The sequence below is a fragment of the Nonomuraea angiospora genome (assembly GCF_014873145.1).
GTDB lineage: Bacteria > Actinomycetota > Actinomycetes > Streptosporangiales > Streptosporangiaceae > Nonomuraea > Nonomuraea angiospora.
On the sequence record NZ_JADBEK010000001.1, the window covers coordinates 7,037,501 to 7,059,690 of the forward strand.

At 63.8% G+C, this 22,190-nt stretch carries 22 protein-coding genes and 3 tRNA genes; 16 read left to right on the top strand and 9 right to left on the bottom strand.

Going from position 1 to position 22,190, the window contains the following annotated elements; translation table 11 throughout:
* Window positions 1-66: 66 nt before the first annotated feature.
* The 4 genes from H4W80_RS31800 to H4W80_RS31810 all read left to right on the top strand — a co-directional run bounded on the left by H4W80_RS31800 (window position 67) and on the right by H4W80_RS31810 (window position 6,063).
* Window positions 67-1,011: an acyltransferase domain-containing protein gene (locus H4W80_RS31800; protein WP_192788453.1), complete on the top strand. Its 945-nt coding sequence runs from the start codon at window positions 67-69 to the stop codon at window positions 1,009-1,011.
* A 723-nt stretch (window positions 1,012-1,734) separates the two neighbouring features.
* A complete protein-coding gene (locus H4W80_RS31805) occupies window positions 1,735-2,517 on the top strand; it encodes a neutral zinc metallopeptidase (RefSeq protein WP_192788454.1) in 783 nt (260 codons plus the stop codon).
* A gap of 469 nt (window positions 2,518-2,986) precedes the next feature.
* Window positions 2,987-3,112 carry a hypothetical protein gene (locus H4W80_RS62935; protein ID WP_264086016.1) on the top strand — a complete coding sequence of 42 codons (126 nt, stop codon included), beginning with the start codon at window positions 2,987-2,989 and terminating at the stop codon, window positions 3,110-3,112.
* 722 nt (window positions 3,113-3,834) lie between these two features.
* Complete coding sequence (locus tag H4W80_RS31810) at window positions 3,835-6,063, top strand: nSTAND3 domain-containing NTPase (RefSeq protein WP_192788455.1); 2,229 nt, start codon at window positions 3,835-3,837, stop codon at window positions 6,061-6,063.
* A 161-nt stretch (window positions 6,064-6,224) separates the two neighbouring features.
* Here H4W80_RS31810 and H4W80_RS31815 read toward each other — a convergent pair whose 3' ends face one another.
* Complete coding sequence (locus H4W80_RS31815) at window positions 6,225-7,064, bottom strand: hypothetical protein (protein WP_192788456.1); 840 nt, start codon at window positions 7,062-7,064, stop codon at window positions 6,225-6,227.
* 473 nt (window positions 7,065-7,537) lie between these two features.
* Between H4W80_RS31815 and H4W80_RS31820 the strand changes: the two genes are divergently transcribed.
* Window positions 7,538-8,335, top strand: coding sequence for a DUF6414 family protein (locus H4W80_RS31820; RefSeq protein WP_192788457.1), 798 nt, complete (start codon window positions 7,538-7,540; stop codon window positions 8,333-8,335).
* A gap of 542 nt (window positions 8,336-8,877) precedes the next feature.
* Here the strand turns inward: H4W80_RS31820 and H4W80_RS31825 are convergent.
* Window positions 8,878-9,306, bottom strand: coding sequence for an ATP-binding protein (locus tag H4W80_RS31825; protein WP_192788458.1), 429 nt, complete (start codon window positions 9,304-9,306; stop codon window positions 8,878-8,880).
* A gap of 186 nt (window positions 9,307-9,492) precedes the next feature.
* Between H4W80_RS31825 and H4W80_RS31830 the strand changes: the two genes are divergently transcribed.
* The 9 genes from H4W80_RS31830 to H4W80_RS31870 all read left to right on the top strand — a co-directional run bounded on the left by H4W80_RS31830 (window position 9,493) and on the right by H4W80_RS31870 (window position 17,067).
* A complete protein-coding gene (locus tag H4W80_RS31830) occupies window positions 9,493-9,789 on the top strand; it encodes a putative quinol monooxygenase (RefSeq protein ID WP_225963776.1) in 297 nt (98 codons plus the stop codon).
* A gap of 2 nt (window positions 9,790-9,791) precedes the next feature.
* A complete protein-coding gene (locus tag H4W80_RS31835; RefSeq protein ID WP_225965481.1) occupies window positions 9,792-10,988 on the top strand; it encodes a helix-turn-helix domain-containing protein in 1,197 nt (398 codons plus the stop codon).
* A 323-nt stretch (window positions 10,989-11,311) separates the two neighbouring features.
* Window positions 11,312-11,641, top strand: coding sequence for an SCO3933 family regulatory protein (locus H4W80_RS31840; protein ID WP_192788461.1), 330 nt, complete (start codon window positions 11,312-11,314; stop codon window positions 11,639-11,641).
* Entirely contained in the window at window positions 11,634-12,968 is a 1,335-nt protein-coding gene (locus H4W80_RS31845) for an FtsK/SpoIIIE domain-containing protein (RefSeq protein ID WP_192788462.1), read from the top strand. Before H4W80_RS31840 ends, H4W80_RS31845 begins: the two co-directional genes overlap by 8 nt.
* A 23-nt stretch (window positions 12,969-12,991) precedes the next feature.
* A complete protein-coding gene (locus tag H4W80_RS31850; RefSeq protein ID WP_192788463.1) occupies window positions 12,992-13,687 on the top strand; it encodes a DUF2637 domain-containing protein in 696 nt (231 codons plus the stop codon).
* Between the two features lie 14 nt (window positions 13,688-13,701).
* Window positions 13,702-14,040 carry a hypothetical protein gene (locus H4W80_RS31855; RefSeq protein WP_192788464.1) on the top strand — a complete coding sequence of 113 codons (339 nt, stop codon included), beginning with the start codon at window positions 13,702-13,704 and terminating at the stop codon, window positions 14,038-14,040.
* A gap of 246 nt (window positions 14,041-14,286) precedes the next feature.
* Complete coding sequence (locus H4W80_RS31860; RefSeq protein WP_192788465.1) at window positions 14,287-15,627, top strand: replication initiator; 1,341 nt, start codon at window positions 14,287-14,289, stop codon at window positions 15,625-15,627.
* Window positions 15,620-15,796, top strand: coding sequence for a helix-turn-helix domain-containing protein (locus H4W80_RS31865; protein WP_192788466.1), 177 nt, complete (start codon window positions 15,620-15,622; stop codon window positions 15,794-15,796). The genes H4W80_RS31860 and H4W80_RS31865 overlap by 8 nt, the downstream gene beginning before the upstream one ends.
* Window positions 15,796-17,067 (top strand): tyrosine-type recombinase/integrase, encoded by a 1,272-nt coding sequence (locus H4W80_RS31870; RefSeq protein WP_192788467.1) that lies wholly within the window; start codon window positions 15,796-15,798, stop codon window positions 17,065-17,067. Before H4W80_RS31865 ends, H4W80_RS31870 begins: the two co-directional genes overlap by 1 nt.
* A 21-nt stretch (window positions 17,068-17,088) precedes the next feature.
* Here the strand turns inward: H4W80_RS31870 and H4W80_RS31875 are convergent, their stop codons facing one another.
* The 6 genes from H4W80_RS31875 to H4W80_RS31900 all read right to left on the bottom strand — a co-directional run bounded on the left by H4W80_RS31875 (window position 17,089) and on the right by H4W80_RS31900 (window position 20,060).
* A complete protein-coding gene (locus tag H4W80_RS31875) occupies window positions 17,089-17,730 on the bottom strand; it encodes a hypothetical protein (RefSeq protein ID WP_192788468.1) in 642 nt (213 codons plus the stop codon).
* 79 nt (window positions 17,731-17,809) lie between these two features.
* On the bottom strand, window positions 17,810-18,142 hold the full coding sequence (locus H4W80_RS31880) for an ankyrin repeat domain-containing protein (RefSeq protein ID WP_225963777.1): 333 nt from the start codon (window positions 18,140-18,142) through the stop codon (window positions 17,810-17,812).
* Window positions 18,143-18,243: 101 nt separating this feature from the next.
* A tRNA-Phe gene (locus tag H4W80_RS31885) sits at window positions 18,244-18,317 on the bottom strand.
* A gap of 5 nt (window positions 18,318-18,322) precedes the next feature.
* Window positions 18,323-18,397: transfer RNA gene (locus H4W80_RS31890), tRNA-Asp, on the bottom strand.
* A gap of 90 nt (window positions 18,398-18,487) precedes the next feature.
* A tRNA-Glu gene (locus tag H4W80_RS31895) sits at window positions 18,488-18,560 on the bottom strand.
* Window positions 18,561-20,060: a metallophosphoesterase family protein gene (locus tag H4W80_RS31900; protein WP_318787159.1), complete on the bottom strand. Its 1,500-nt coding sequence runs from the start codon at window positions 20,058-20,060 to the stop codon at window positions 18,561-18,563.
* 93 nt (window positions 20,061-20,153) lie between these two features.
* On the opposite strand from H4W80_RS31900, the gene H4W80_RS31905 reads away from it, so the two are divergent.
* Both H4W80_RS31905 and H4W80_RS31910 read left to right on the top strand, forming a co-directional pair.
* Entirely contained in the window at window positions 20,154-20,504 is a 351-nt protein-coding gene (locus tag H4W80_RS31905; RefSeq protein ID WP_225963778.1) for a metallopeptidase family protein, read from the top strand.
* Between the two features lie 110 nt (window positions 20,505-20,614).
* Window positions 20,615-21,895 carry an MFS transporter gene (locus H4W80_RS31910; protein ID WP_318787160.1) on the top strand — a complete coding sequence of 427 codons (1,281 nt, stop codon included), beginning with the start codon at window positions 20,615-20,617 and terminating at the stop codon, window positions 21,893-21,895.
* On the opposite strand, the gene H4W80_RS31915 is transcribed toward H4W80_RS31910, so the two are convergent.
* On the bottom strand, window positions 21,896-22,180 hold the full coding sequence (locus H4W80_RS31915) for a PspC domain-containing protein (protein WP_192788471.1): 285 nt from the start codon (window positions 22,178-22,180) through the stop codon (window positions 21,896-21,898).
* Window positions 22,181-22,190: the final 10 nt, after the last annotated feature.

Genomic DNA, 22,190 nt, shown 5'->3' on the forward strand with positions numbered 1-22,190 from the left:
CGCAAGAGCAACGCAGATCCCTTGACTCTTCTCCGTGGCGTGGCCAGTGATCGTAGAATCGTCCGTGTGGATCTGGACGCCACCGCCGCCCGGCTCGGGGTACCCGTCGAGGACGTCGACCGCGTACACCGGCTCGCGGGCGACCGGCCATCGGCTCCGCTGCCCGCCAAGGCCGACGCGCCCGCGATCCTCGACCGGCTCGCGGTGCGGCCGGACGACGCCGCCGAGATCATGGCGGGCTGGCCCGACCCCGACTCTCCCCTGTGGACTCCGGAGCTGCGCTGGCTGCTCGACCGCTCGATCGCCCTGGTCCGCGCCGATCTCGGGGGCCACGGCTGGCTGCCACCCGGTCCGGAGCTGCCGCGCGAACGGGGCCCCGCCTGGCGGCATCTCTACGTGTACGCGTACCTGGCCCTCATCGACGTCGTCACGAAGTACCACCGCGACCACGGCATCACCGATGCCGTGTCGTGGGCGACCCTCGCGGATCTGGGCCGCAACCTCGCGATCGACCGGCGGATGCACCGCGAGGGCTGGCCGGTCATGCAGAGCTGGCTGACGCTGCACTCGCGCGGCGGCATCTACGAACTGGGCCGGCTGCAGCACCAACGCGGCGACACCACCATCCACCTGCACATCCCCGAGGCGGGGCCGATGACCCCGGAGGCGGTCGCGGCGTCGCTCGACGAGGCCCGCGCGTTCTTCCCCCGCCACTTTCCCGACGAGCGCTACACGGCGTTCTCCTGCGGCTCGTGGCTGCTCGACCCGCAACTCCTGGAGTACCTGCCCGAGGACTCCAACATCGTCCGGTTCCAGCAGAGGTTCGAGCTGGAGCCCTACGAAGAGCCGGAAGGGCAGGACGCCGACGTCGAGGTGCTGCGGTTCGTGTTCCGCACCCTGACCACGCCGCTCGACCAGCTACCACGCCGCACCGTGCTCCAGCGCGCGATCGTCGACCACCTGAAGGCCGGCCGCCACTGGCGCATCCACCGCGGCCGCTTCCCGATCTAGCCAGGCCGAGACATTCACAGATCTGCCTCATGATCGATGAGACGTGACTCATTGATTACAGCGGCAACGCTGACGTACGACGCGCACGAGCGGGCCTGAGTGAGATCCTTGAGAAGGGATTTCCGTCGCTGACGAGCGTGCCTGACAATTGCCGGCGAGGGCTTGGAGCCATGTGATGGATTTGCCATCCGCAGCGAAACAGATGTCCCAGCCGCGAGGTGAGGTCCAGGCCGGTGACACCAACGCAGGCGACGCTCGTTCCCGGATGGGCAAGGACGTAGAGCAGGGCCGGCGAGCTTTGGATGCCGCCTCCCAAACAAATGCGGCAACCAGAACCCTCGCTGACGTTCGAAAGGGTGGCCATCAGCTATCGAACTGCTGCCACGTCCTCGTTCGTTGTTCGTGGTGGGCGCCCCGCCCCAGCGCAAAACTTGCAGGCGGCATGTCCGGCGCGGAGTGATCTCGCTGCCGCAGCGGACGCAGCGGCCGAGCCAGGGCTGCGAGGCTCCTGGGTAGGGCGTCAAGGGTTCAACGCCTGCCGTGCGGAGCATGGCTGCGGCTTGGCCATTCGTGAGACGCGGGCGTCCGCCCTGACCGCGCTCGGCTACACCGACGTCCGCAGTCCCGCGAAGGCGTCGCTCACCTCTCCGGCGAGCCATCGCGGGAGGCGGCCCGCTGCTCCGCAATTGCGTGACCTGCCGCCTCCCCTTATGGTCGGGAATCGTGAAAATCGTCAAGATCGCCGTACTGGCGTGCGTGCTCATGGCCCCCTTAGCCGGAACGGCCGCCGCAGCAACCGCGTATCCGGTCAAACATCCCAAGCTGATCGCCAATCCCCTTTACGACGCCGGGGTCCTCCCGACGACGACCTGTGAAGAACCCCCGCTCAAGCGCAACAATCGCCAGCTCGGACGCGCCTACATCAACGCGATGCTCGCTTGCCTGGAAACGTCCTGGGAGCAACACCTCACCAGCGCGAACCTGCCCTACCGCCCGGTCAAGGTGCGGCAGGTGGACCAAATACCGAAGAAGTACTGCGGATCCACCTTCACTCAGAAGGACGAGTCAGAGGCCTACTACTGCGAAAAAACCGGCACGCTGACATTCGAAGTCGGCAAGGAATACTTGGATGACCCCACAGACCTCTGGATGCTGTATCAGGCCGGCTACATGTACAGCTATCACGTCCAACAACTCGTCGGCATCGCGGACGCCTACGACGTGGTGAAGTACCGCAATAAGTCCGAGTTCCAAGAGCAGGAACGGCGCCACAGCTTGCAACGGGATTGCCTGACCGCCGCGTTCATCAAGAGCGTCTGGCCACTGACCGGGCGTACTGGCAAGGACTGGAGCTATTTCCTGACGTTGCCCAGCGGTGACGCCTCTGGGAAGGATCGCCGATGGGGAAAGGCGTCCAGCATCGGCTACTGGCTCAAGCGGGGCTTCGCCACCGCCGACCCTGCCTCGTGCAACACCTGGACCGCTGCCTCGGCCAAGGTGGCGTAGCACCACGCGCCCGGTCTTACCTGCTCATGCGTCATCCTTCACGGAGTCCGGGACATCGATGCCCGACTCAGCCTGCTTCGCCTGCATGACGGCCGCAGAAGCGAAGGCGCACAAGACGGAAACGAGCACCTGGGCCGAGCCCAGTGTCGGAGGCGCGCCTGATGCCACGTCGTGACCCGGCCAGGCCAGGGGTTCCCGCGTGCAGCCTGCGCAACGCGCTGGGCGAGCGCCAAGCATCGCCGCGGCGGTGACCGAGGCAAGGATCAGGTCGAGTGACGCGGATCCCTATCGGCCCCTCAGGGGGTGAAGGACGTGCCTGACAGCCGCAGATAACTTGTCAGGCACGTTCCTCGTAGAGCAGCTGGTTCATGCACCGCCACTGTCGCCGAATCTTGAGCTTCCTCATGCGCTCAGAACCGCGCACGCCAGAGTGGGACGGCTGGTAGGCCAGGCGCAGTCGGCTCGTGACATGCCGATCGAGGAGCACATCTCACGGTTGGCCGGACACACGAACACGGTGGTCACTGAGACCCTCTATCGCAAGCAGATCCGCCCCGTCATGGATGAGATCTTCCCGCTGGCTCCGGAGCCGTAATAACGGCGGACGACACGCAGACGCCCCGGGCGACAATCGCTCCCGGGGCGTTTCATGCAGGTCAATGGAGGTGGTCAGGGGCGGGGTCGAACCGCCGACCTTCCGCTTTTCAGGCGGAGCAATCGCCCTGCTCGGGACATCGATCCCGTGGTCAGACGTGTGTAGATAGTGCCGCGGACGCGTCGGTGTGCGGGGACGTTGCTGTCAGCGCTGCTTTCACCAGCCACGAGCTGAGTGGCAAGGACTGGCGAAGGAGGGCCTGGCCAGCGATCCCCCAGTCTGTAGGAAAGGAACCCAAGTCCGCGATCGCCACGGCCTGTACTGTGTGCTGTTGCACAAGAGAGCCTTCGTATTCGCCGGACCTTGGTCTGGGGTCACCCCTTGACCATCAGGAAGGGTGCCCCCTACGCCATCGCCAAACCCTCCCGAGCTCCGGCGCCGCAGTCGAGCTCGCGCGGGGAGACAGCGTGCCACCAACTTCTGCTGCTCACTCAGGATCTGGGGATACGTCAACCGCTGGCGCTTGTCGAACTGACTGGTCAGCCACAAGCCTATGCTGACCGCTCCCGCTGGGGCAGGTTGCCGCTACAATCGCGGATCCCGAAGCAAATCGACTCTTCCAGCGCAGGCGAGGGATAAGCTCTTCCTCCAGTCGCTATACAAGCTATGTCTTTCACCAAGCCACTCAATGGCGGCAAAGCAACAAGAGATGAGGATTCGGCATGGACCTCATGGACTTCCACAAGCTGACAGACTTCGACTTCGAGTGTCTCTGCAAAGATCTTTTCGAGGCAGAACTCAACGTCAGGCTGGAAATCTTTACAGCCGGAGGTGATGGTGGTATCGACCTGAGGTATATGAACCGATACGGCGAGAAAATAATTATTCAATGCAAGCATTGGATGAGGAGCGGCAGAGCGAAGCTTGTTCAGCACATGCTTGACAACGAACTTCCTAAGGTGAAGAAAATCAAGCCCACGCGATACATCATTGCATCCACAGTTGAAATGACCAAGGATGCGAAAGATAAATTGTACACAGCTTTCGATCCATTCATAGTATCAGCAAGCGACGTTTTCGGCATCAACGAGCTATTGGCCTTGATGGCAAGCCATCCGGAAGTTATAAGGAAGCATATACGGCTCTGGCTCAACGATGTCAACATGCTGGAGGCCGCAATTTCCAGAAACATCTTGTGGCGTTCTATGCATTTTGCTGATGATATACAGCAAACGTTGAGGACGTATGTGCCAACCACTAGCTATAGACACGCACTGAAATTGCTCGATGCAAACCATGTATGCATCATTACGGGCGGTCCGGGAGTCGGAAAGACGACTCTGGCGCAAGTACTCAGCGCCTACTACGCCTATACAGGCTATGAGCTCGTTGCAATTTCGGAGAACATTGAAGACGCCTACCGAATGTGGAATGCCAATGCAAAGCAAGTGTTTGTCTATGACGATTTCCTGGGCCAGAGCACTCTTGAGGATAAGTTGTACAAGAACGAAGATGCTCGACTAATTGCGTTGTTGAGACGTATCGGCAGAGAACCGAACAAGAGGCTTATCTGCACAACCCGCAGCTATATTCTGGCTCAAGGAAAGAATCGCTACGAGCGTCTTGATCGCGAAAATTTCGATCCAATTACCTGCGTTGTAGATCTAGATTCCTATGATCGAGAGACGAAAGCCAGGATTCTCTACAATCACACATTCTGGTCGACATGGCCGGCTGCAGAGAAAGCACGCCTAGCTCAGCCTGACGGCTACCGTAAGATCATCGATCATCCCAATTTCAATCCGAGGATTATATCTGATGTGTTGGGCACATCTTACGATTCTAGTTGGGGTGATATTACAGCACAACTAGAGGCCCGCCTAAATGATCCCACACATGTGTGGAGGCACATATTTGAAAACCAGCTTACAGAGAAGGAACGGATACTTCTCGCTACTCTATTTTCTCTAGGCGGGGAGGCGCTTCTTCCAGATATAAAGGAAGCGCTCCTATGTCATACTGACTGGGATAGTTCCCAGATGAGACGCAGTCTCCAGATACTCGATGGCACTTTCATAAAAGTATATCGTGAGCAGTCGCGCCAGTATGTGGAGTTCAGCAATCCCTCTGTGAACGACTTCGTCATCCGAAAAATGAACGACGATAACAGCCTGCTAAAACGCGTCTTGCGTACTGCACGTTCGTTCGACCAAGTTTCCAATATCTGGCTGTATCATCCTGATGCTGACGCTTGTGACCAGCCCGAAGTTGAGATCGACCTCCACCCTCTGTCTCGTGAGATCGAAGAAGCCGCGCTAGTAACTCTGGAAGCGGCGAAAGCCTCGACACACAGATTGGTCGGGTATCTGGCTATCGCGCTCGACATGTCTGACAAACTGTGCCTTCCTCGTCTTGGTGAGCGCGTTGCAGCCCACATTAGCAAGCAGGGCAGCATCTATGGCGGACGATATGAGGATATTGCAGCACTTATTAGAGCGACAGCAAGCTCTCCGAATCCACAAATTCGGAAACTTCACAAATCTGTCCTCGCAGAAGGGCTTACAGCTCTGTTCAATCGCGACCGTAGCGAGAAAGGGCTTTTCACAGCCGCTACCTGGGCGCACAGACTTGCCGAATTTGTAGATAAGGCGGTATTGCGCGATATTGACGCCCAGGCGGTAGAACGGGCCGACTACCTTATGGAGCTCTACGAATACGGCTCACCCGACGACGTGCTTGATGATGACGAGCTCGTCGCCGCATTCGAGTTTATGAGAATTTTCTCGGATTACTATGTCCGTTGGCCCGGGGCTAGCGAAGCCATGGAAGGCTACGGCATCGATAACGTTAGCGATGAAGACAGCGAAGAAGACGAAGATATTGACCCCGAATGGTCAGACGGCCTCATTTATACCATCATGAGTTTTTTGAATCAGGAGGCGAACCCATAACCTTCTGTTCCGTAGAGCAGGGCATCACCCTGACGAACGTGCCTCTGGCCTGGCCATGTGGTTCATGGTGGCTGACGTCAGACGGCACGTTGCACTACTTCTGTGCTGTACTGCAGTGGCGAAACCCCACATGTCCGACAGGCGAGGCAGCTGTAAGCTGACTACTGCTCAAGGGCTTGCTGCGTCTCGACAGAAGGAAATCTTGATACTCGCTCTAGCCCTTCAGAGTTCATGGAAGAGTTCGCGCTTCTAAAGGCAGAGAGCGCAGCGACAGGATCCTTCTGAAGCGTGGTGCTGGTGTGATAGCTCTTTACTTGCGCGGCGGTTAGCTCCATCGCAAACGGGACGCCGTCGACCTTGGCGACGTACAGGTTGCCGACCAGGACAGAACCAGTGGACTCATCTTTCATGGCCTGCAACAGAGTGGCAACGGCCTCAGCAAGGGTCTTAGTGACGGCAGCTTGTGTTTCGGTATAGACCTTGTTTCGTGCGGCGGCGAGTGCGTAGTCTCCAGCCTCCTCTAGTTGTTCCTGTGTGACCGTACGCTTGAATGCTAGGGTGAAAGCCTGCCAGAGACTGCCGTGAACTACGTCAGTTTCGTCGACGATCTCACAACCCAGTTCCTGAATGGCAATCTTAACCCGATTGAGCGACATCTCCGCGCTGGCCGAGGGCAGGTAGACGATGGCGAGAGCCTCAAAGCTATCTGGGCGCTGGAGGTCTGCTGTGCGTAGCCGACCATATACCCGCCACAGCAGGGCTTGTAGCTGCCGCTCAATGATGGACCATCCCGTCACCGACCCGGGAGGCCTGAGATAGGCCCGGTCCGCAAGAAGCTTCTGTTGAAGTCGTATGAGGGTCGCGCTGTCGCCACCCGATCCGATCATGAAACTAGTCCCGCTCTCGGGAGGAGGTGTCAACCAGTGAACCGCCTCTTCCTCAACGACGTGGTCGCGGTCGTTGTCGATCGGTTCGAGAGCGTCAGAGGATCCCTGCGTCACGGGGACTCCAGTGGGAGTGCGGATAGGCCGAGCACCACCCTAGAAGCCCAGACTGACAAAACGGGCTAAATCCTCACAAGAGCTATCTCTCCGATCGACGCGCAGTGTGCTTGTCCCGCCCGGGGGTATGTCGCCCTCGCCACTGAGCTCAGGGACGTCGTCAGCGACCGGGGCAAGGCAGCGCACCAGCACCTTCTACGGTGTTGTACGTCGATCCGAGCATGCCTGAGGCACGGAGACCTACGAATTGTCTACTGTGGGCCGCACTGCCCTGACCCGTTGCGACTACCTGGCAGGCCGGCGCCGCGGCAGCACACTGTGATCAGCCACGCCGTCCGGTGGCAAGGCCCGACGAAGGAGGGCCGCGGCAGCCGATCGCCCTGACCCCGTGTGTTCAGCACCGAAGTGAGCGATCGTCACGGCCTAAGCTAAGCAAGATGCACTCCTACGAACATAGGAATACCCTGTCTGGCATGCTCAAGCGTTTCCTTTACCTGGACGAGCCCAAGCTCGCCGACTATGTAAGCGCCCTCGAAGGAGGGTTGCGTAGCTCTCGCGAGCTGAAAAGCACGCGTGGAGGAAAGAAGGATGCCGGCATTGACGTCAAGGCAGCGAAGGGTGGCATTGAACGGTCGGAACAAAATGAGGAAACACTCTCACTCACAGATACGCCACATGCACGTTTCGAACGCCTACTAGAACTCGCAACCGCTGCTCCCGAGGCAAGCGGGTGGATCGAAGTACTGGATACAAGCCACGGCCTTCAGGACGCTGGGTTCGGAGCGATGATAAGCGTTGAGTGCGACGCCTACATTCCAGAGATCATTAAGGCTTTGGCTCCGCAAGGCGGCCTTGCGGATACCCTAGATCAAATAGAGACCTTCCTGCCGTACGCCGCAACGTTCAATCTCGATGTCTCCGGACTTCCTTCAAGGGAAGAAATAGAAGCCATCAAGGGGGCATCTCAGCTATTCGGTGGAAAACTCGTCGTTGTTGGTGAGCTTGACGATGCAGATTGGCAGATCGCCGGACAACTAGACGCTACCAACATTCGTGATCCTGAGATTGAAGGGCGAGTTATTATCGTTGGGAAGATAACAAAGAAGTGGAGCGCCGGGCAGTGGAAGCCTCTTCTTGCTCTGCCGGGGACATCTCTTCTCCCACGCAACCAGCGTCGCGTTCTAGAGCGCAAGCCTCCAGAGGAGGGCCACGAGGACCAGTACCTGGAAGGTCCAGCAGTCATGATCGAGGTCCTCGCTATCTACCGATAGTCTCTACCGGCTTTGATCTATATCGACTGGACGCAAGTTTGCGTCCGATTGTGCGCCGGGGTGGCCGGGCGGGACCGGCCCGGAGAGGCCGCACGCCCGCCCGGACCACCCCGGCCGCCCGCCGCTCATCGGGCGGCGGCTTGAAACCGTAGAGAAAGTTCTCATCCGCGAACGCATGACCTCAAATGATCTTGATGTATCCAGGCGGAAGTCTCCGCGGTAGACGTCCGTTTCTGTCAATCCCGGCCGGAGGCATGGGTTCGCTCGCGCACGTGGCTACCGTGCGCGCCCTTCGAGTAGGGCGTGCCACGTGGCATACCCCTCTCGCGTGCTCATGCGGTGGGTCTCGAAGGCCTTTCTGGAGTTCGGCTTGGTACGCCTAAGGAACGCTTGGCCGCCGCTGGCGCACAGTTCGTAAATGACGCCATCGCAGTGGCAGGTCCAGAGGAGTGTCCTGCGCCGTGGCTCTTTGCGGGCAGTGAGCCATACGAGCCGTGTGCAGTTCGGTTGCGGCTCGGGCAGGTGGGGAGACAGGCAGTCGTTCATGCGGCTTGGCCGGCGGGGGCGAGCGGGATTAGGGCCCAGACTGTGCGGCCGACTTCGTCTCCTTGGACACCCCAACGCGTGGTCAGGGTCTCCACTAGGTGGAGGCCGCGTCCGCTCAGGTCGTCGTTTTCGGCTTGGCGCAGATGTGGGGCGGTGGGGCCGCCTTCGTCGAGGACGGCGAGGATCAGGAGAGTGCTGCCCGCGTGGAGGGTGACGCCGAATCGGCCACCGGGAAGTCCACTTCGGGTGTGGCGGATGGCGTTGGTGGCCAGCTCGGACACGACCAGTTGGGCGATGTCGGTCTCGGGGCGGTCGCCCAGGTAGTCGGTGACGAACTGGCGTGCCTCGCGGATCTGGGGTCTGGTGCCGGGAAAGTTGCGACACCACCGGTGGATCTCTTTGGGGCTGTTCAGCGTTGGGGACATCGCCGCTTCCTCGCGTTCGTGCAGGTCAAAGCACTGCCAACCGCTATCAGTACTTAAAGTACTAGTGCTATACTTCAAGTACAAGCGACTTGATGTACTTGCGCCGCACAATAAGTACTGGTCGAGTAAAGACAGCGAGATCCCAGACCGTGACGGCGAGCCAGGAGGGCGTACATGTTCGGACTAATGGTTCGATTCACCTGCAAGGACGAGGACAGCGCTGCGGCGTTCGACACCCTCGTCGGTGAGACAATCGAGGCGATCCGCCAGCACGAGCCGGGAACAATCGTGTACGCCTCACACCAGGTGGACGGCCAGCCGCTCCAGCGGATCTTCTACGAGCTGTACCGGGACCGAGACGCCTTCGACGCCCACGAGCAGACCGAGCACACCAGGCGCTTCCTGGCGGCTCGCGATGAGCTGCTGGCCTCGGTCGAGGTCGACTGGCTGAGACTGCAGAGCGGAAAGGGCACGACGTCGTGAGCATGGAGTATCAGCGGGCGCTCGGACGGCGTATCGCCCAGGAACGCAAGCGGCGTGGCCTGTCGCAGGCCGAGCTGGCCCGGTTGGTGGATCGATCGGTGGCGTGGATCTCGCAGGTAGAGCGGGGCGTGCGCAAGGTCGATCGCATGTCCGTGCTGGAGAAGGTCGCCGAGACGCTGGATGTGCCGCTGTCGGAGCTGGCCGCCGAGGCGCCTGTGGTCGCGGCTACCAATGAGGAGATGCCGGGGACGGCCGGGTTGCGGCTGGTGTTGTCCGGCGCCCATTCGCTGCAGGCCATGTTGCACGCCACGCCGGTGCCTGCCACAGATCAGCTCAAGCCGCGGGTGGATCACGCATGGGAGCTGGCGCATGAGAGCCGCTACGTCGAGCTGACGGAGCTGTTGCGCGGGCTCGTGCCGACCCTGGAGAGCGCGGTGCGGTCCGCACCCGCAGACCGGCAGGCCGAGCTGTTCGAGCTGCTGGCGGTGACGTATCAGGCGTGTTCGGCGTCACTGGCCAAGCTGGGTGAACCGGAGGCGGCGTGGATCGCGGCGGATCGCGCCATCGGCGCGGCTGAGCGAGCGGGCAATCCGTTGATGATGGCGGCCGGGGCGTTCCGGCTGGGCTTCGTGTTCCTAGGAGCGCGTCACTTCGACCAGGTGGAGGAGACGGCGCGCACGGCCGCTGAGGCGCTGTGGTTCCTGACCGATCAAGGCAATCTGGAGGCGATGTCGCTGTGGGGTGGGCTCACCTTGCAGCGGGCAGTGGCGGCTTCGCGGCTGAATCAGGCCGACGTGGCGTACGGGCACCTGTCGCGGGCCCGTGAGATGGCGGCGCGGGTTGGCGAGGGGCGCAACGACTACAACACCGAGTTCGGGCCGGCCAACGTAGCGCTGCATGAGGTGGCCGTGGCGGTGGAGGTGGGCGACGCCGGGCATGCGCTGCGTGTCGGTGCCGCGGTGGATGCCTCGACGCTGTCGTTGGAGCGGCGGGCGCGGCTGGCGGTGGATCTCGCGCGGGCGCATGCGCAGCGTCGTCAGGTGGATGAGGCGATGGCTCAGTTGTTGGAGGCCGAGAGCATCACGCCTGAGCAGGTCCGTAACCATCGGGTCGTGCGGCAGCTCGTGTCCGACCTACTGTCGATGCAGGATCCGACGTCGTCTGAGCTGCGGGAACTGGCCGATCGAGTGGGGGCGTAGAAAAAGTACGTGCACACGTACTCTAAGTACTAGCGATTACTCTCAGTATCAGGTAGCGTTCGTGTTGTAGCTGGAACTCTCCGTAATCGGAGGGTGGCAGCCCAGCACGAACGCTCTTCGCGTTTCAGGGGTGGATCAAGGAGGTCCGCTCACGAAAGGCGGAGAGAAGGCCACACATGAAAGTGGCCTGAGCGGGAGACCCGCCCAGGCCGGATGCGTTAGCACCCTAGTTGGCGCTTCGATGCTATCGCGTCCGAGCTGACGGCACGGTCTCCCTCGTCCTGAAACGCCTGATCAACAGGCTGACGAGAGGTGTATTCGCCATGCGTACCGTCCCCATCCCCGTGGACGTCAGCAAGCTCAGCATCACCTGCGTGAAGGCCCCGCGCCCTCGCGTGCTCAACAAGGACACCGGCGAGATCAAGACCGACAAGAACGGCAACACCGTCTACGAGGTCACCGTCTCCGTGGAAGACGAGTTCGGCCGGATCGAACTCGTCAAGATCGGCATCACGGGTGAGCCGCCCATCAAGGCCGGCGACGCCGTCAACGCGGTCGGGCTGCTCGGCTACGTCTGGGAGATCGCCGGACGCTGGGGCATCTCCTACCGGGCCACCGCCCTGCTCCCGCAGCAGGAGGCCACCGGTGTCTGACCAGCTCTACACGGTGCTCGGAGTCCTGGTCGCCCTCGCGGCCGGGCTCTGGGCCTGGCACCGCTGGCACTACCGCTCCTTCTGGCTCTTCATCGGCTTCCCGATCACGGCCATCAGCATCCGGGCGTCCTGGCGCAAGGTCGCCCTCGGCTGCAACCTGACCAAGAAGCGGCAGCGCTTCTGGTTCACCACCGTCCCCGGCCTGGTCGCCTCGACCGGCGTCGTCCGCGTCGGGCGCAAGTGGCAGCGCATCGCCGTGGACACCAAGCCGTTCATGTGGCTACCGCTCCCGACCCGCTACGGCTGGCGCGTCACCCTGCACACCCTGGAAGGACAGATCCCGGCCGACTACGCCGACGTCGCCGAACGACTGGCGCACTCCTGGGGCGTGCATGCCGTGCGCGTCTCCTCCGACAAGCCCGGCCGGGTCCGTGTGGCCGCCACCGTCCGTGACCCGCTGGTCAAGGTGGACGAACTCCCGCCGTCCGCCGAACTGCTCAAGGTCACCGTGGGACGGCTGGAGACCGGTACGCCGTGGGTCATCGACTTCCGCACCGTGCCGCACTGGCTGAACGCAGGAGCGACGCAATCCGGCAAGTCCAACCTTGCCAACGCGCTCATCGTGGGCCTGGCCCCGCAACCGGTCGCCCTGGTCGGCTTCGACCTCAAGGGCGGCGTGGAGTTCACTCCGTACGCGCCGCGGCTGTCCGCGCTGGCCACCACGCGAGCGGAGTGCGGTGGGCTGCTGGATGACCTGGTGGCGCTCATGACGGACCGGATGGGCGTGTGCCGGATGGCCTCGGCCCGCAACATCTGGCAGCTCCCGCCCGGCATGCGGCCGGTGCCCGTCGTGGTCCTGGTCGACGAGCTGGCCGAGCTGTACCTGATGGCTGATAAGTCGGAGAAGGACGAGATCGCCAAGACCTCGACCGCACTGCTCCGGGTCGCCCAGCTCGGTCGAGCGTTCGGCATCTACCTGTTCTGCTGCGGCCAGCGCATCGGCTCAGACCTCGGCCCCGGCGTCACTGCGCTCCGGGCCCAGTGCTCCGGACGGATCTGCCACCGGGTCAACGACCCCGAGACCGCCACCATGACCCTCGGCGACCTCGACCCCGCCGCCCTCGACTCAGCACGGGCCATCGCCGCCGAGACGCCAGGCGTCGCCATCGTCGCCTCACAAGACGGCCAGTGGTACCGCGCCCGGTCCTTCTACGTCAGCGAACAAGCGGCCGAACACGCCGCCCGCATCTACGCCAACCAGGCACCGACCTGGGCCGACGTGATGACCGCTCAACCCATGGAGACGCCCGACCAGCAGACGGCCTGAAACGGCACCGAAAGGGGGTCGAGATGCGCCACATCACCGCCTGGCTGCTCAACACCGGTCCCGTCCTCGTCCTGGCCCTCATCGCAGGAGCAGGCTCATTCACCCACATCCGCGACACCGCCAGCCAGCACGGCCAGACCGGCTGGATGGCCTGGGCCGTGGCCGTCTGCATCGACCTGACCTGCGTCATGGCCGCCCGCGAACGCCAACGCGACAAGAAGACCGGCCGAACCCAACGCGGACTGATCTCCTGGCCCGTCCTCGTCCTGACCGGAGGCATTGTCCTGTCCCTGGCCGCCAACCTCGCCCAAGCCACACCGACCGTCTGGGGCTGGATCACCGCCGCCACCCCGGCCGGCGCCTTCCTCGTCGCGGTCTCCATGCTCGAACGCCGCGCCACTACCCGTACCGACACACCGAAGGACGTCCCGCAGACGTCCTCACCAACCGCGCAGACGTCCCAAGCCGTCTCCGGGGAGTCCCGGCACGTCCCGCACGCTGACCGTCCTGCCCTGACTCCGGCCCACGAAGTCGATCACCAGCACGACGCTCCCGCGCCCGATCCGGCCCTCGTGGCCTACGCCCGCCGCGTCGCCTACGAGCACCACTCCAAGCGCGGCAGCCCGATCACCTCAGACCTCATCCGCGCCCGACTGGGCGTGTCCGACCAACTCGCTGCTGACCTCCTTCACATCCTGCAGCCCGCCCATAGCCAGTGAAAGGAACGCCCTCGATGTCCACCAGCCACTCACGGCCCGCGTTCGTAGCTGGACTCCGCGCCCTGGCCGACCTGCTCGAAGCTCGCCCCGAGATCCCCACGCCTTGGGGCACGACCGTGCACCACTTCGTGCCCGACGCCCAGGACGCGGAGATGCGCGCCGAACTCGACCGCCTGGCCGCCCTGCTCGGCAGCCACATCGACGGGGCGGACGGCCACTACACGACCACGCTGTTCTTCGGCCCGATCGAGTATCGCGCCGTGGCGATCCTGGCCGAGTCCCGCGCCCGCTACGCCGCCCATGACAGCTACCGCGGCTGCGTCATGCCCGACAGCCCGCACGAAGACCGATGACCATGGACGCCACGCTCGCCCACTACCGCTGCTGCACCTGCAACGGCACCGGCCTTACCGACGACCAGACCTGCGCCGACTGCAACGGCAGCGGCATCGACAACCACGGCGCATAGCCGCAAGTGCCCCGGCCTGGCCACACATCCGCCAAGATCCGCGCCAGGCCGGGGGCCATCCACACCAGAGTCACTGGATAGGACAGGACCCATCTTGCTCCACCTTGCTCACAGCCACGCCGTGGCTGGAATGATCCACCGGCTCAACCAACCCGACTACGACCGCTGGGCCAGCCAGATCAAGCGCACCGGCGGCTGCCGTCAGCCCATCCACCTGCACGGCAAAGTCGAACACTACGACCAGGCCACCGGCCAACTCCTACACCGCTACAGCACCACCACCGAACCCAACGGCGTCCTACGCGTCCCGTGCAAGACCCGCCGCGCCTCCCGCTGTCCGGCCTGTGCCGAGGTCTATCGCGCCGACACCTACCAGCTCGTCCGTGCCGGCCTCGTGGGCGGCAAGGGCGTGCCCGACACGGTCAGCGCACACCCATGTTTGTTCGTCACGCTCACCGCACCCTCCTTCGGAGCTGTCCACGTGCGGCGGGAGAAGAACGGCAAGGTCTTGCCCTGCCACGCCCGCCGTGACGCCCAGACTTGCCCGCACGGACAGGTCATGTCCTGCACCGACCGGCACGGCACCGGCGATCCACGCCTCGGAGAGCCACTGTGTCCGGAGTGCTACGACTACGACGGCTCGGTCCTGTTCAACGCCATCAGCCCAGAACTGTGGCGGCGCTTCACGCTCGCCCTCCGTCGCCGCTTCGCCAAGCTAAACGGCCTGACCGTCAAGGCCCTACGCGAACACGTCAGCATCGCCTTCGCCAAGGTCGCCGAATACCAGCGCCGCGGCGTCGTCCACTTCCACGCCGTCATCCGGCTCGACGGACCCGACGGCCCCAACTCACCACCACCCACCTGGGCAACAGCCGACGCCCTGGCCCAAGCCGCCCAACACGCTGCCACAGTCGTGACAGCAGAGATCAAGCCACAGCACCGCACCTTCCAGTGGGGCACACAGCTCGACGTCCGCCGCATCACCATGGACGGCGACCTCACCGAACAAGCCGTCGCCGCCTACATCGCCAAGTACGCCACCAAAGCCGCCGAATGCGTCGGCACCCTGGACCGCCGCATCCAACCCCTCGACAACCTCGACGCCCTACCCATCCGTGACCACGCCCGACGCCTGATCGCCGCCTGCATGCGCCTGGGCGAACATCCCGGCCTGGCCGACCTGAGACTCACCCACTGGGCACACATGCTCGGCTTCCGCGGCCACTTCTCCACCAAGAGCCGCCGCTACTCCACCACGCTCGGTGCACTCCGCGCAGCACGAGAAGAGCACATGCGCACCGAGCAGGTCACCACCGGACGGCTCCCGCTCTTCGACGAGGACACCGTCCTGGTCATCGCCCACTGGACCTACGCCGGACAGGGCTTCTCTGCTGGCGACCAGCTCCTTGCCGCCGCTCTAACCGGCACACCGCTCACAGATCCCGTTCGACCGGAGGCCGCACATGAATGACCTCGTGCTGACCGTCGACGAGGCCGCCGCGCGGCTCCGCGTCAGCCGGTGGACCCTCTACACCCTGATCCGCTCCAACCAACTCCGAAGCTTCAAGGTCGGCCGTCGCCGCCTCATCGAAGTCGAGGCCCTGACCGAGTGCATCAAGACCCTGGCGGAGGTGGCCTGATGGCGAAGACGACACTCAGCACGCCCGAGGAAGAGCCCAAGCGCCGTACCGGCCGCCGGATTCGCAAGCGCTCCAACGGCGAGGGAAGCATCTGGCCACGCAAAGATGGCCGCTACGGCTACGCCGCCTTCGTCCAGACGACGGCAGGCACCGTCAAGCGTGTCCAAGGCTCCGCTCGTACCCAGGAGGACGCAAGGAAGAAGCTGACCGAGCTTCTTCGCCAGGCCGACGAGGGCATCCCCGTCTCGTCCGAGAACTGGACGCTGGCCGACTTCCTGACGTACTGGCTCAAGCACATCGTCAGCCAGGAAAGGCGCCCGAAGACGTACCAAGGGTACGAGGGCGTGGTCCGCCTCCACCTCATTCCTGGCCTGGGCAAGAAGCGCCTCGGCAAGCTCAACGCCCAGGACGTCCGGCTCTTCATCAATCGCGTCCGCACCGAGTGCCAGTGCTGCCGGAACGGCTGGGATGCCTCCCGCGACAAGCCCGTATGCTGCGCTCTCAAGGCCGGCGCGTGCTGTGAATCCCGGCTCTCGACCCGCATGGTCCAGTCCATCCACGCCGTCCTGCGCAACGCCCTAGAGTGCGCCGTCCGAGAGGAGATCATCTCCCGCAATGTCGCCAAGCTCGTCAAGGTGCCAGTGCCCAAGTACAAGGTCAACCGCGGCCTGACCGTCCCCCAGGCTCGCGCAGTCCTCAAGGCTGCTCAGGATCACCGGCTCTATGCCCTGTACGTCCTGGCTCTCTGCCTCGGCCTACGCCGCGGGGAACTCCTCGGACTCCGGTGGGAAGACGTCGATCTCGAAGGCGGCAAACTCGAAGTGGTCCAGAGCCTCCAGCGCGTCGCCGGCCGCCTCCAGTTTGTCCGTCCGAAGACCGCCGACTCGGAACGATCGGTGCCGCTACCTCCTATCTGCATGGAGGCCCTGAAGCAGCACCGCAAGAAGCTGTTCACGGAGCGCTCGGACCGCTGGGAGGAGTGGAAAGAACATGGCCTCGTCTTCCCGTCGCGCTGCGGCACTCCGATGGAGCCGGACAACCTACGCCGAAGCTGGGAAACCATCCGCAAGGCTGCAGGGCTCGACGAGATGCGATTCCACGACTTGCGCCACACTTGTGTGACGCTCCTGCTGAACCTCGGTGTCCCACCCCAAGTCGTCCGCGACATCGTCGGCCACAGCGACATCGAGGTGACCATGACGATCTACGCTCACGCGTCACTCGATGACAAGCGGACGGCTCTGGGCAAGCTCGGTGATGCCCTCAGCTGATCTATCCCTACTCGCTGCGCCTCAGCTCGTTTCGGCTGGGGCGCCTTCTTTCTGCTCGACCGCCTTCTCTTCGGCGGATGCCAACTCTGGCGCGCTGTTCAAGTCCTCATACGGATCTGGCCCATACAAACCAAGATCCCACCGGCATACGTTGCGTAGCTTCCCCACCAAGGGGCCTACGAGGGAAGTAAGCTCCCTGGCCTTATCCTGCTCTCCTGCTTCCAAGGCATCCTGGGCTGCTTCGCCTTCTTGAAGGAGTTGCCGCAGTACATCGCCAACAAGGGGGTGCTGCGCGTGAACATCGACCTCAAAGACCAGATCTTCGAGCTCTGCCCTGGCTGTGTGCAGTTCCTCCCCGAGGGGGTGCGGAACCTGCTTGTCGCCAACCGAAGTCGAAGCCTGCTCGGTGATCGCTTCGAGTTGCCGGCCGTATGCCGCGACCCGCCTTAACAAGGTGGCGTAGGTCTGTCGCCGTGCGTCCAGCCCCTGAACGGTGATGTCCCACTCGCGATCACGAGCTCTACGGGCTTGCTCTCTCTTGTCCTCGCGCGCCTCGGCTGCGGCCTCCTGGCGTGCCCGGAGAAAGACGGAAGCGATCGCGACCAGACTTCCGATCGCGGCGCCAAGAGCAGTCCCGATCACACCGATCCACTGAGGGGTCACAAATCCCGGAAGTTAGCTACGCATCTCCAACCCCGTCAATGATCGCCAGCGCTACAGTGGCCGACGTCGCTGTCAGCGGCTACTCGGGATGATCCCGCAGCCATGCTTCGATCAGCCGGGTCGCCAACCAGTGACCGTTGACGAAGGCGAAGTGCCCCGCCGAGACACCTGCGCCGGCGTGCGATCGCCGCCGTGGATCTGCTCCGTTGGCGAGCAGGAGCGCCGTCATGTCGACATGGAGCCGATCACCTGTTTGCGCGTGACCGTCCACTTCCACATCGATCGCGTGGTGAAGCAGCGTGAGTCCACCGTGTTCCTCGTGAACACTCAGACCTTCATCGAGGAGCCTCTGAAGCTTCTCAGCGTCCTCCATCTCGACGGCGAGATGCGCGGGAGTCATTCCGTGGTCCAACCCATGCTCCATCGCGACGTTGCTGTCACTGTTGCTGTCAGAGAAAACCAAAAAGCCTCGAACGACAATCCGTTCGAGGCGTTTTTGCAGGTCAATGGAGGTGGTCAGGGGCGGGGTCGAACCGCCGACCTTCCGCTTTTCAGGCGGACGCTCGTACCAACTGAGCTACCTGACCCAGAGCGGTCCTGACGGGACTTGAACCCGCGACCTCCACCTTGACAGGGTGGCGAGCACTCCAAACTGCTCTACAGGACCTTGCGTTTCTTGCTGTTTGCGCTCGTTTAGCTTACCAGCTCTTCGGTGGTCTTCGACCATCCGTTTTTCCGGTGCGCTAACCGCTCGCAGTGCCCCCAACGGGATTCGAACCCGTGCCGCCGCCTTGAAAGGGCGGTGTCCTAGGCCGCTAGACGATGGGGGCTCAGGATTCCCTGTCGCCTTCCGTCGGAGACCTCTGAAGCATAGGGGACGATTGCCCCTGATGCCAAAGTGGCTTACCGGCGGACGGCGATTGCGTGCCAGTGATCGGTCCCGTTGGCGACGGGGCGTTCGTTGGCTCCGGGGAAATCATACGTTGTGGGTCGGGCTCCACGTGACGCTGGATGTAGACCGACTGCTCCCCCAGGCCGCCCAGCGTGATGTCGTCCCATGCCTGCATGCGCTTCGTCTCCCTGTCGAAGTACAGAACCGAGGCCTGGACCGGTGTGGGCTGGGCGTGTTCGAGGGCGCGCAGGCCGGCGCCGCCGGTCGAGCCCTGGACGAGGAGGCGGGTGCCCGAGGGGAGCATGGACGTCTTCCGGGCGTGGGTGTGGCCGGCGAGGATCATGGGGGCCGCGCCGGAGAAGCCCTTGCCGACGTCCGGGTCGTGGACGGCGATCACGTCCGGCTGGTTCACCTTGGCGAGGTGGGAGCGGGCGTACGCGCCGAGCACGGCCGGGTCCGAGTCGGCGGCGACGGACTTGTCCGGGGTGAAGCGGGGGTCGCCCAGGCCGTAGATCTTCAGGCCCGCCACGGTCTCGGTGGTGTCGTCCAGGACCACGGAGTTCTTCTGCTTCTCGACCGCTTTCTGGGTGGTCATCGAGTCGTGGTTGCCGCGTACGTACACGTACGGGACTCCGAGGCGGCTGATCTCGTCCACGAACTTGTTCTCGGCCTTGGTGCCATGGTCGGAAATGTCGCCCGTGTCGATGACCATGTCCACGCTGAACTGGTCCTTGAGGGAGCGGATGACGTTCCAGGCGATGGGGTTGATGTGGATGTCGGAGACGTGCAGGACCCGGATGGTCTTGGGGTTGGCGTCGTACAGCGGCAGGGTGGAGACCGTGTCGTACAGTTTGGAGACGTTCGTGACGAGTTTGGTGAGTTGCGAGCGGTACGACTCGAAACGCGTGACGATCGACTCGGCGCTGCCCACGAGCGACGGCGCGGCGGCGACGAGGCCCGAGTAGCGGGGCTCGACGAGAGAGCTGGGGCGGAACGTCAGGGCCGCGAGGGCCCCGGTGCCCGCCAGCGCCACGGAGGCGGCCAGAAGGCCCATCAGGGCCACTCTGGGGCGTCTGAAGACCATCAGGACCGCGATCAGGGCCCCGGCGCCCGCGCAGAGCAGCGAGCGGATCACCAGCGCGCGTACGCCGTCGAGGAGGTCGCCCTCGACGAGCCCCGGCAGGCGGTCGGCCAGGCGCGGGTCCTCGATGAGGGATTTGGCGCGTTCCTGGTCGATGTTCTCGAGCGTGATGCGCAGCCTCAGCGGCGCGTCGTGCGTGCGGAACGTGAGCGTGCCGAGCGGGCTGGCGTCGACGATCGTCTCGCCGCTCCAGGCCGGCCGGAGCGACATGCCGGTCTCCACGGGACCGACCTGGGCTCGTACGGTGCCGCTGAGGAAGATCCCCAGCCAAGCACCCACCGCGGCCACGAGGAGCACCGCCGCGCCCCTCGCCACCCTGGACCGAATGGCTGCCTTTGACCTGTGAACGAACTTCATACGCTTTCTTGCCTACCCGGGGAACGAGGCAGAATGGCAAGGGTGATCGAGGTTACGCGGGAGAAGTTCGAGGAACTCGTGGCCGAGGCGTTGGACACGATCCCTCCCGACCTCACGCGCGCCATGAGCAATGTCGTCGTCACGGTCGTCGATGACCCGCCGGAGCCCCACCTGCTCGGCCTGTACACCGGTGTCCCCCTCACGGAACGCGGCGACTGGTACTCAGGGGTCTTGCCCGACCGCATCGAGATCTACCGCAATCCGATATGCCAGATTTGCGATACGGAGGACGACGTCGTCGACGAGGTGCGCGTCACGGTCGTCCACGAGGTCGGCCATCACTTCGGCATCGACGACGCCAGACTCCACGAGCTCGGCTGGTAACCCTTTGCTTTTGGTTGGCTTCTTTGGGTTGCGGCTTGCCATAATGATCGGGCACCTTAGGTGACGTAGCGACCACTGTTAGTCAGGCACAGCGGAGTCCAATGGGGGCCATGCGGGCAGGTCGTCCGCCGGGACGGCATCGCCGTGCTGAAGGGCACGCCACATATCGGGAAGTCATCGCACTCAGGGAGTTCAGAGCACTCTGGTACGGCCAGGGCCTTTCCCTCCTCGGCGACCAGCTCGCCCAGGTGGCGCTCGCCGTGCTCGTCTATGACCGCACCCAGTCACCGCTGGCCACGGCGGCCGTCTACGCGCTGACCTACCTCCCGTCCATCGTGGGCGGGCCGCTGCTGGCCGGGCTGGCGGACCGGTTCGCGCGCAGGGCCGTGATGCTGACCTGCGACCTGATCCGGGCGGCGCTGGTGGCCGCGATGGCGGTGCCGGGCATGCCGTTCTGGGCGCTGTGCGCGCTGGTGTTCCTGGTGGTGCTGCTCAGCGCGCCGTTCTCGGCCGCGCGGGCGGCGCTGCTGCCCGAGGTGCTCGAAGGCGACCGGTACGTCATCGGCTCGGCGATCCAGAACATGACGAACCAGGCCGTACAGATGCTCGGTTTCGCGGCGGGCGGAGCGATGATCGCCACCATGGGCCCCTACCGGGCGCTCGCGGTGGACGCCGCGACGTTCCTCGGCTCCGCGCTGATCCTCGTCTCAGGGGTACGCCGCCGGCCCGCCGCGAGCCACGACGGCTCGAGACCGTCCATGTGGACGATGACCAGGGCGGGAGCCCGGCTCGTGTTCGGGTCGCGGAACCTGCGGACGCTCGTCCTGTTCGCGTGGTTGTGCGGCTTCTACATCCTGCCTGAGGGCATCGCCGTGCCGTACGCGGCCAAGCTCTCCACGGGGACGCTGTTCGCCACGTGGACGCTGTCCGTTCCGGTGATCACCGGGCTGCTGATGGCGGCGATGCCGACCGGGACGGTGCTGGGGGCGTTCCTTTTCAGCAGGTTCGTGCCGCCGCCGCGGCGGCTGCGGCTCATGGGGTGGCTGGCCATGCTGAGCTGCGCGCCCCTGATCGTGACAGCGCTGTATCCGCCGCTTGAGGTGGTGCTCGCCGCGTGGGTTCTGTCGGGGGTCGGCGGGGCGTACCAGCTCGCGGCCAATGCCGCCTTCGTCCAGCAGGTGCCGGCCGAACGTCGCGCCCAGGCGTTCGGCCTCGTGCAGTCGGGGCTGATGGCCGTACAGGGGATCGGGATCTTGGTGGGCGGGTTCGCGGCGGAGAGACTCGGTCCTGAGCCGGTGGTCGCGCTGGCCGGATTCATCGGCCTGATCTGCGCGGCCGTGCTCGCCCTGCTCTGGACCGAGCCTCGCGAACGCGTGCCCGCCACGGCCTGATCACGACTGGGGCTTCTGCTCGCCGCTCCAGTCGGTCCTGCTGCGGTCCTGCTGCTTGTGGATGAGGTCCTGCACAATGGAGGTGTCGCTGTCCTCTTCGGGCATGAGGAGCCAGCCGATCGCGTACACGCCGACGCCCAGCCCGCCGAACAGCGTCGCGATCGCAAGTGCGATGCGCACCAGGTTGGCGTCGATCCCGACGAACTCGCCGATGCCGGAGCAGACGCCCGCGACGATCCTGCCCTTGTGGGTCCGACGCAGCTTCTTGACGTTGTATTCGCTCATGTCTCAAGAC

Bases quoted from the DNA above. Each gene is read 5' to 3' on its own strand.
- H4W80_RS31825 (WP_192788458.1), bottom strand. From the start codon at position 9,306: ATGTCCCCAACGCTGAACAGCCCCAAAGAGATCCACCGGTGGTGTCGC.
- H4W80_RS31830 (WP_225963776.1), top strand. From the start codon at position 9,493: ATGGTTCGATTCACCTGCAAGGACGAGGACAGCGCTGCGGCGTTCGAC.
- H4W80_RS31855 (WP_192788464.1), top strand. From the start codon at position 13,702: ATGTCCACCAGCCACTCACGGCCCGCGTTCGTAGCTGGACTCCGCGCC.
- H4W80_RS31820 (WP_192788457.1), top strand. From the start codon at position 7,538: ATGCTCAAGCGTTTCCTTTACCTGGACGAGCCCAAGCTCGCCGACTAT.
- H4W80_RS31840 (WP_192788461.1), top strand. From the start codon at position 11,312: ATGCGTACCGTCCCCATCCCCGTGGACGTCAGCAAGCTCAGCATCACC.
- H4W80_RS31850 (WP_192788463.1), top strand. From the start codon at position 12,992: ATGCGCCACATCACCGCCTGGCTGCTCAACACCGGTCCCGTCCTCGTC.
- H4W80_RS31910 (WP_318787160.1), top strand. From the start codon at position 20,615: ATGCGGGCAGGTCGTCCGCCGGGACGGCATCGCCGTGCTGAAGGGCAC.
- H4W80_RS31860 (WP_192788465.1), top strand. From the start codon at position 14,287: ATGATCCACCGGCTCAACCAACCCGACTACGACCGCTGGGCCAGCCAG.
- H4W80_RS62935 (WP_264086016.1), top strand. From the start codon at position 2,987: ATGCCGATCGAGGAGCACATCTCACGGTTGGCCGGACACACGAACACG.
- H4W80_RS31865 (WP_192788466.1), top strand. From the start codon at position 15,620: ATGAATGACCTCGTGCTGACCGTCGACGAGGCCGCCGCGCGGCTCCGC.
- H4W80_RS31915 (WP_192788471.1), bottom strand. From the start codon at position 22,180: ATGAGCGAATACAACGTCAAGAAGCTGCGTCGGACCCACAAGGGCAGG.
- H4W80_RS31905 (WP_225963778.1), top strand. From the start codon at position 20,154: ATGGCAAGGGTGATCGAGGTTACGCGGGAGAAGTTCGAGGAACTCGTG.
- H4W80_RS31835 (WP_225965481.1), top strand. From the start codon at position 9,792: ATGGAGTATCAGCGGGCGCTCGGACGGCGTATCGCCCAGGAACGCAAG.
- H4W80_RS31810 (WP_192788455.1), top strand. From the start codon at position 3,835: ATGGACCTCATGGACTTCCACAAGCTGACAGACTTCGACTTCGAGTGT.
- H4W80_RS31870 (WP_192788467.1), top strand. From the start codon at position 15,796: ATGGCGAAGACGACACTCAGCACGCCCGAGGAAGAGCCCAAGCGCCGT.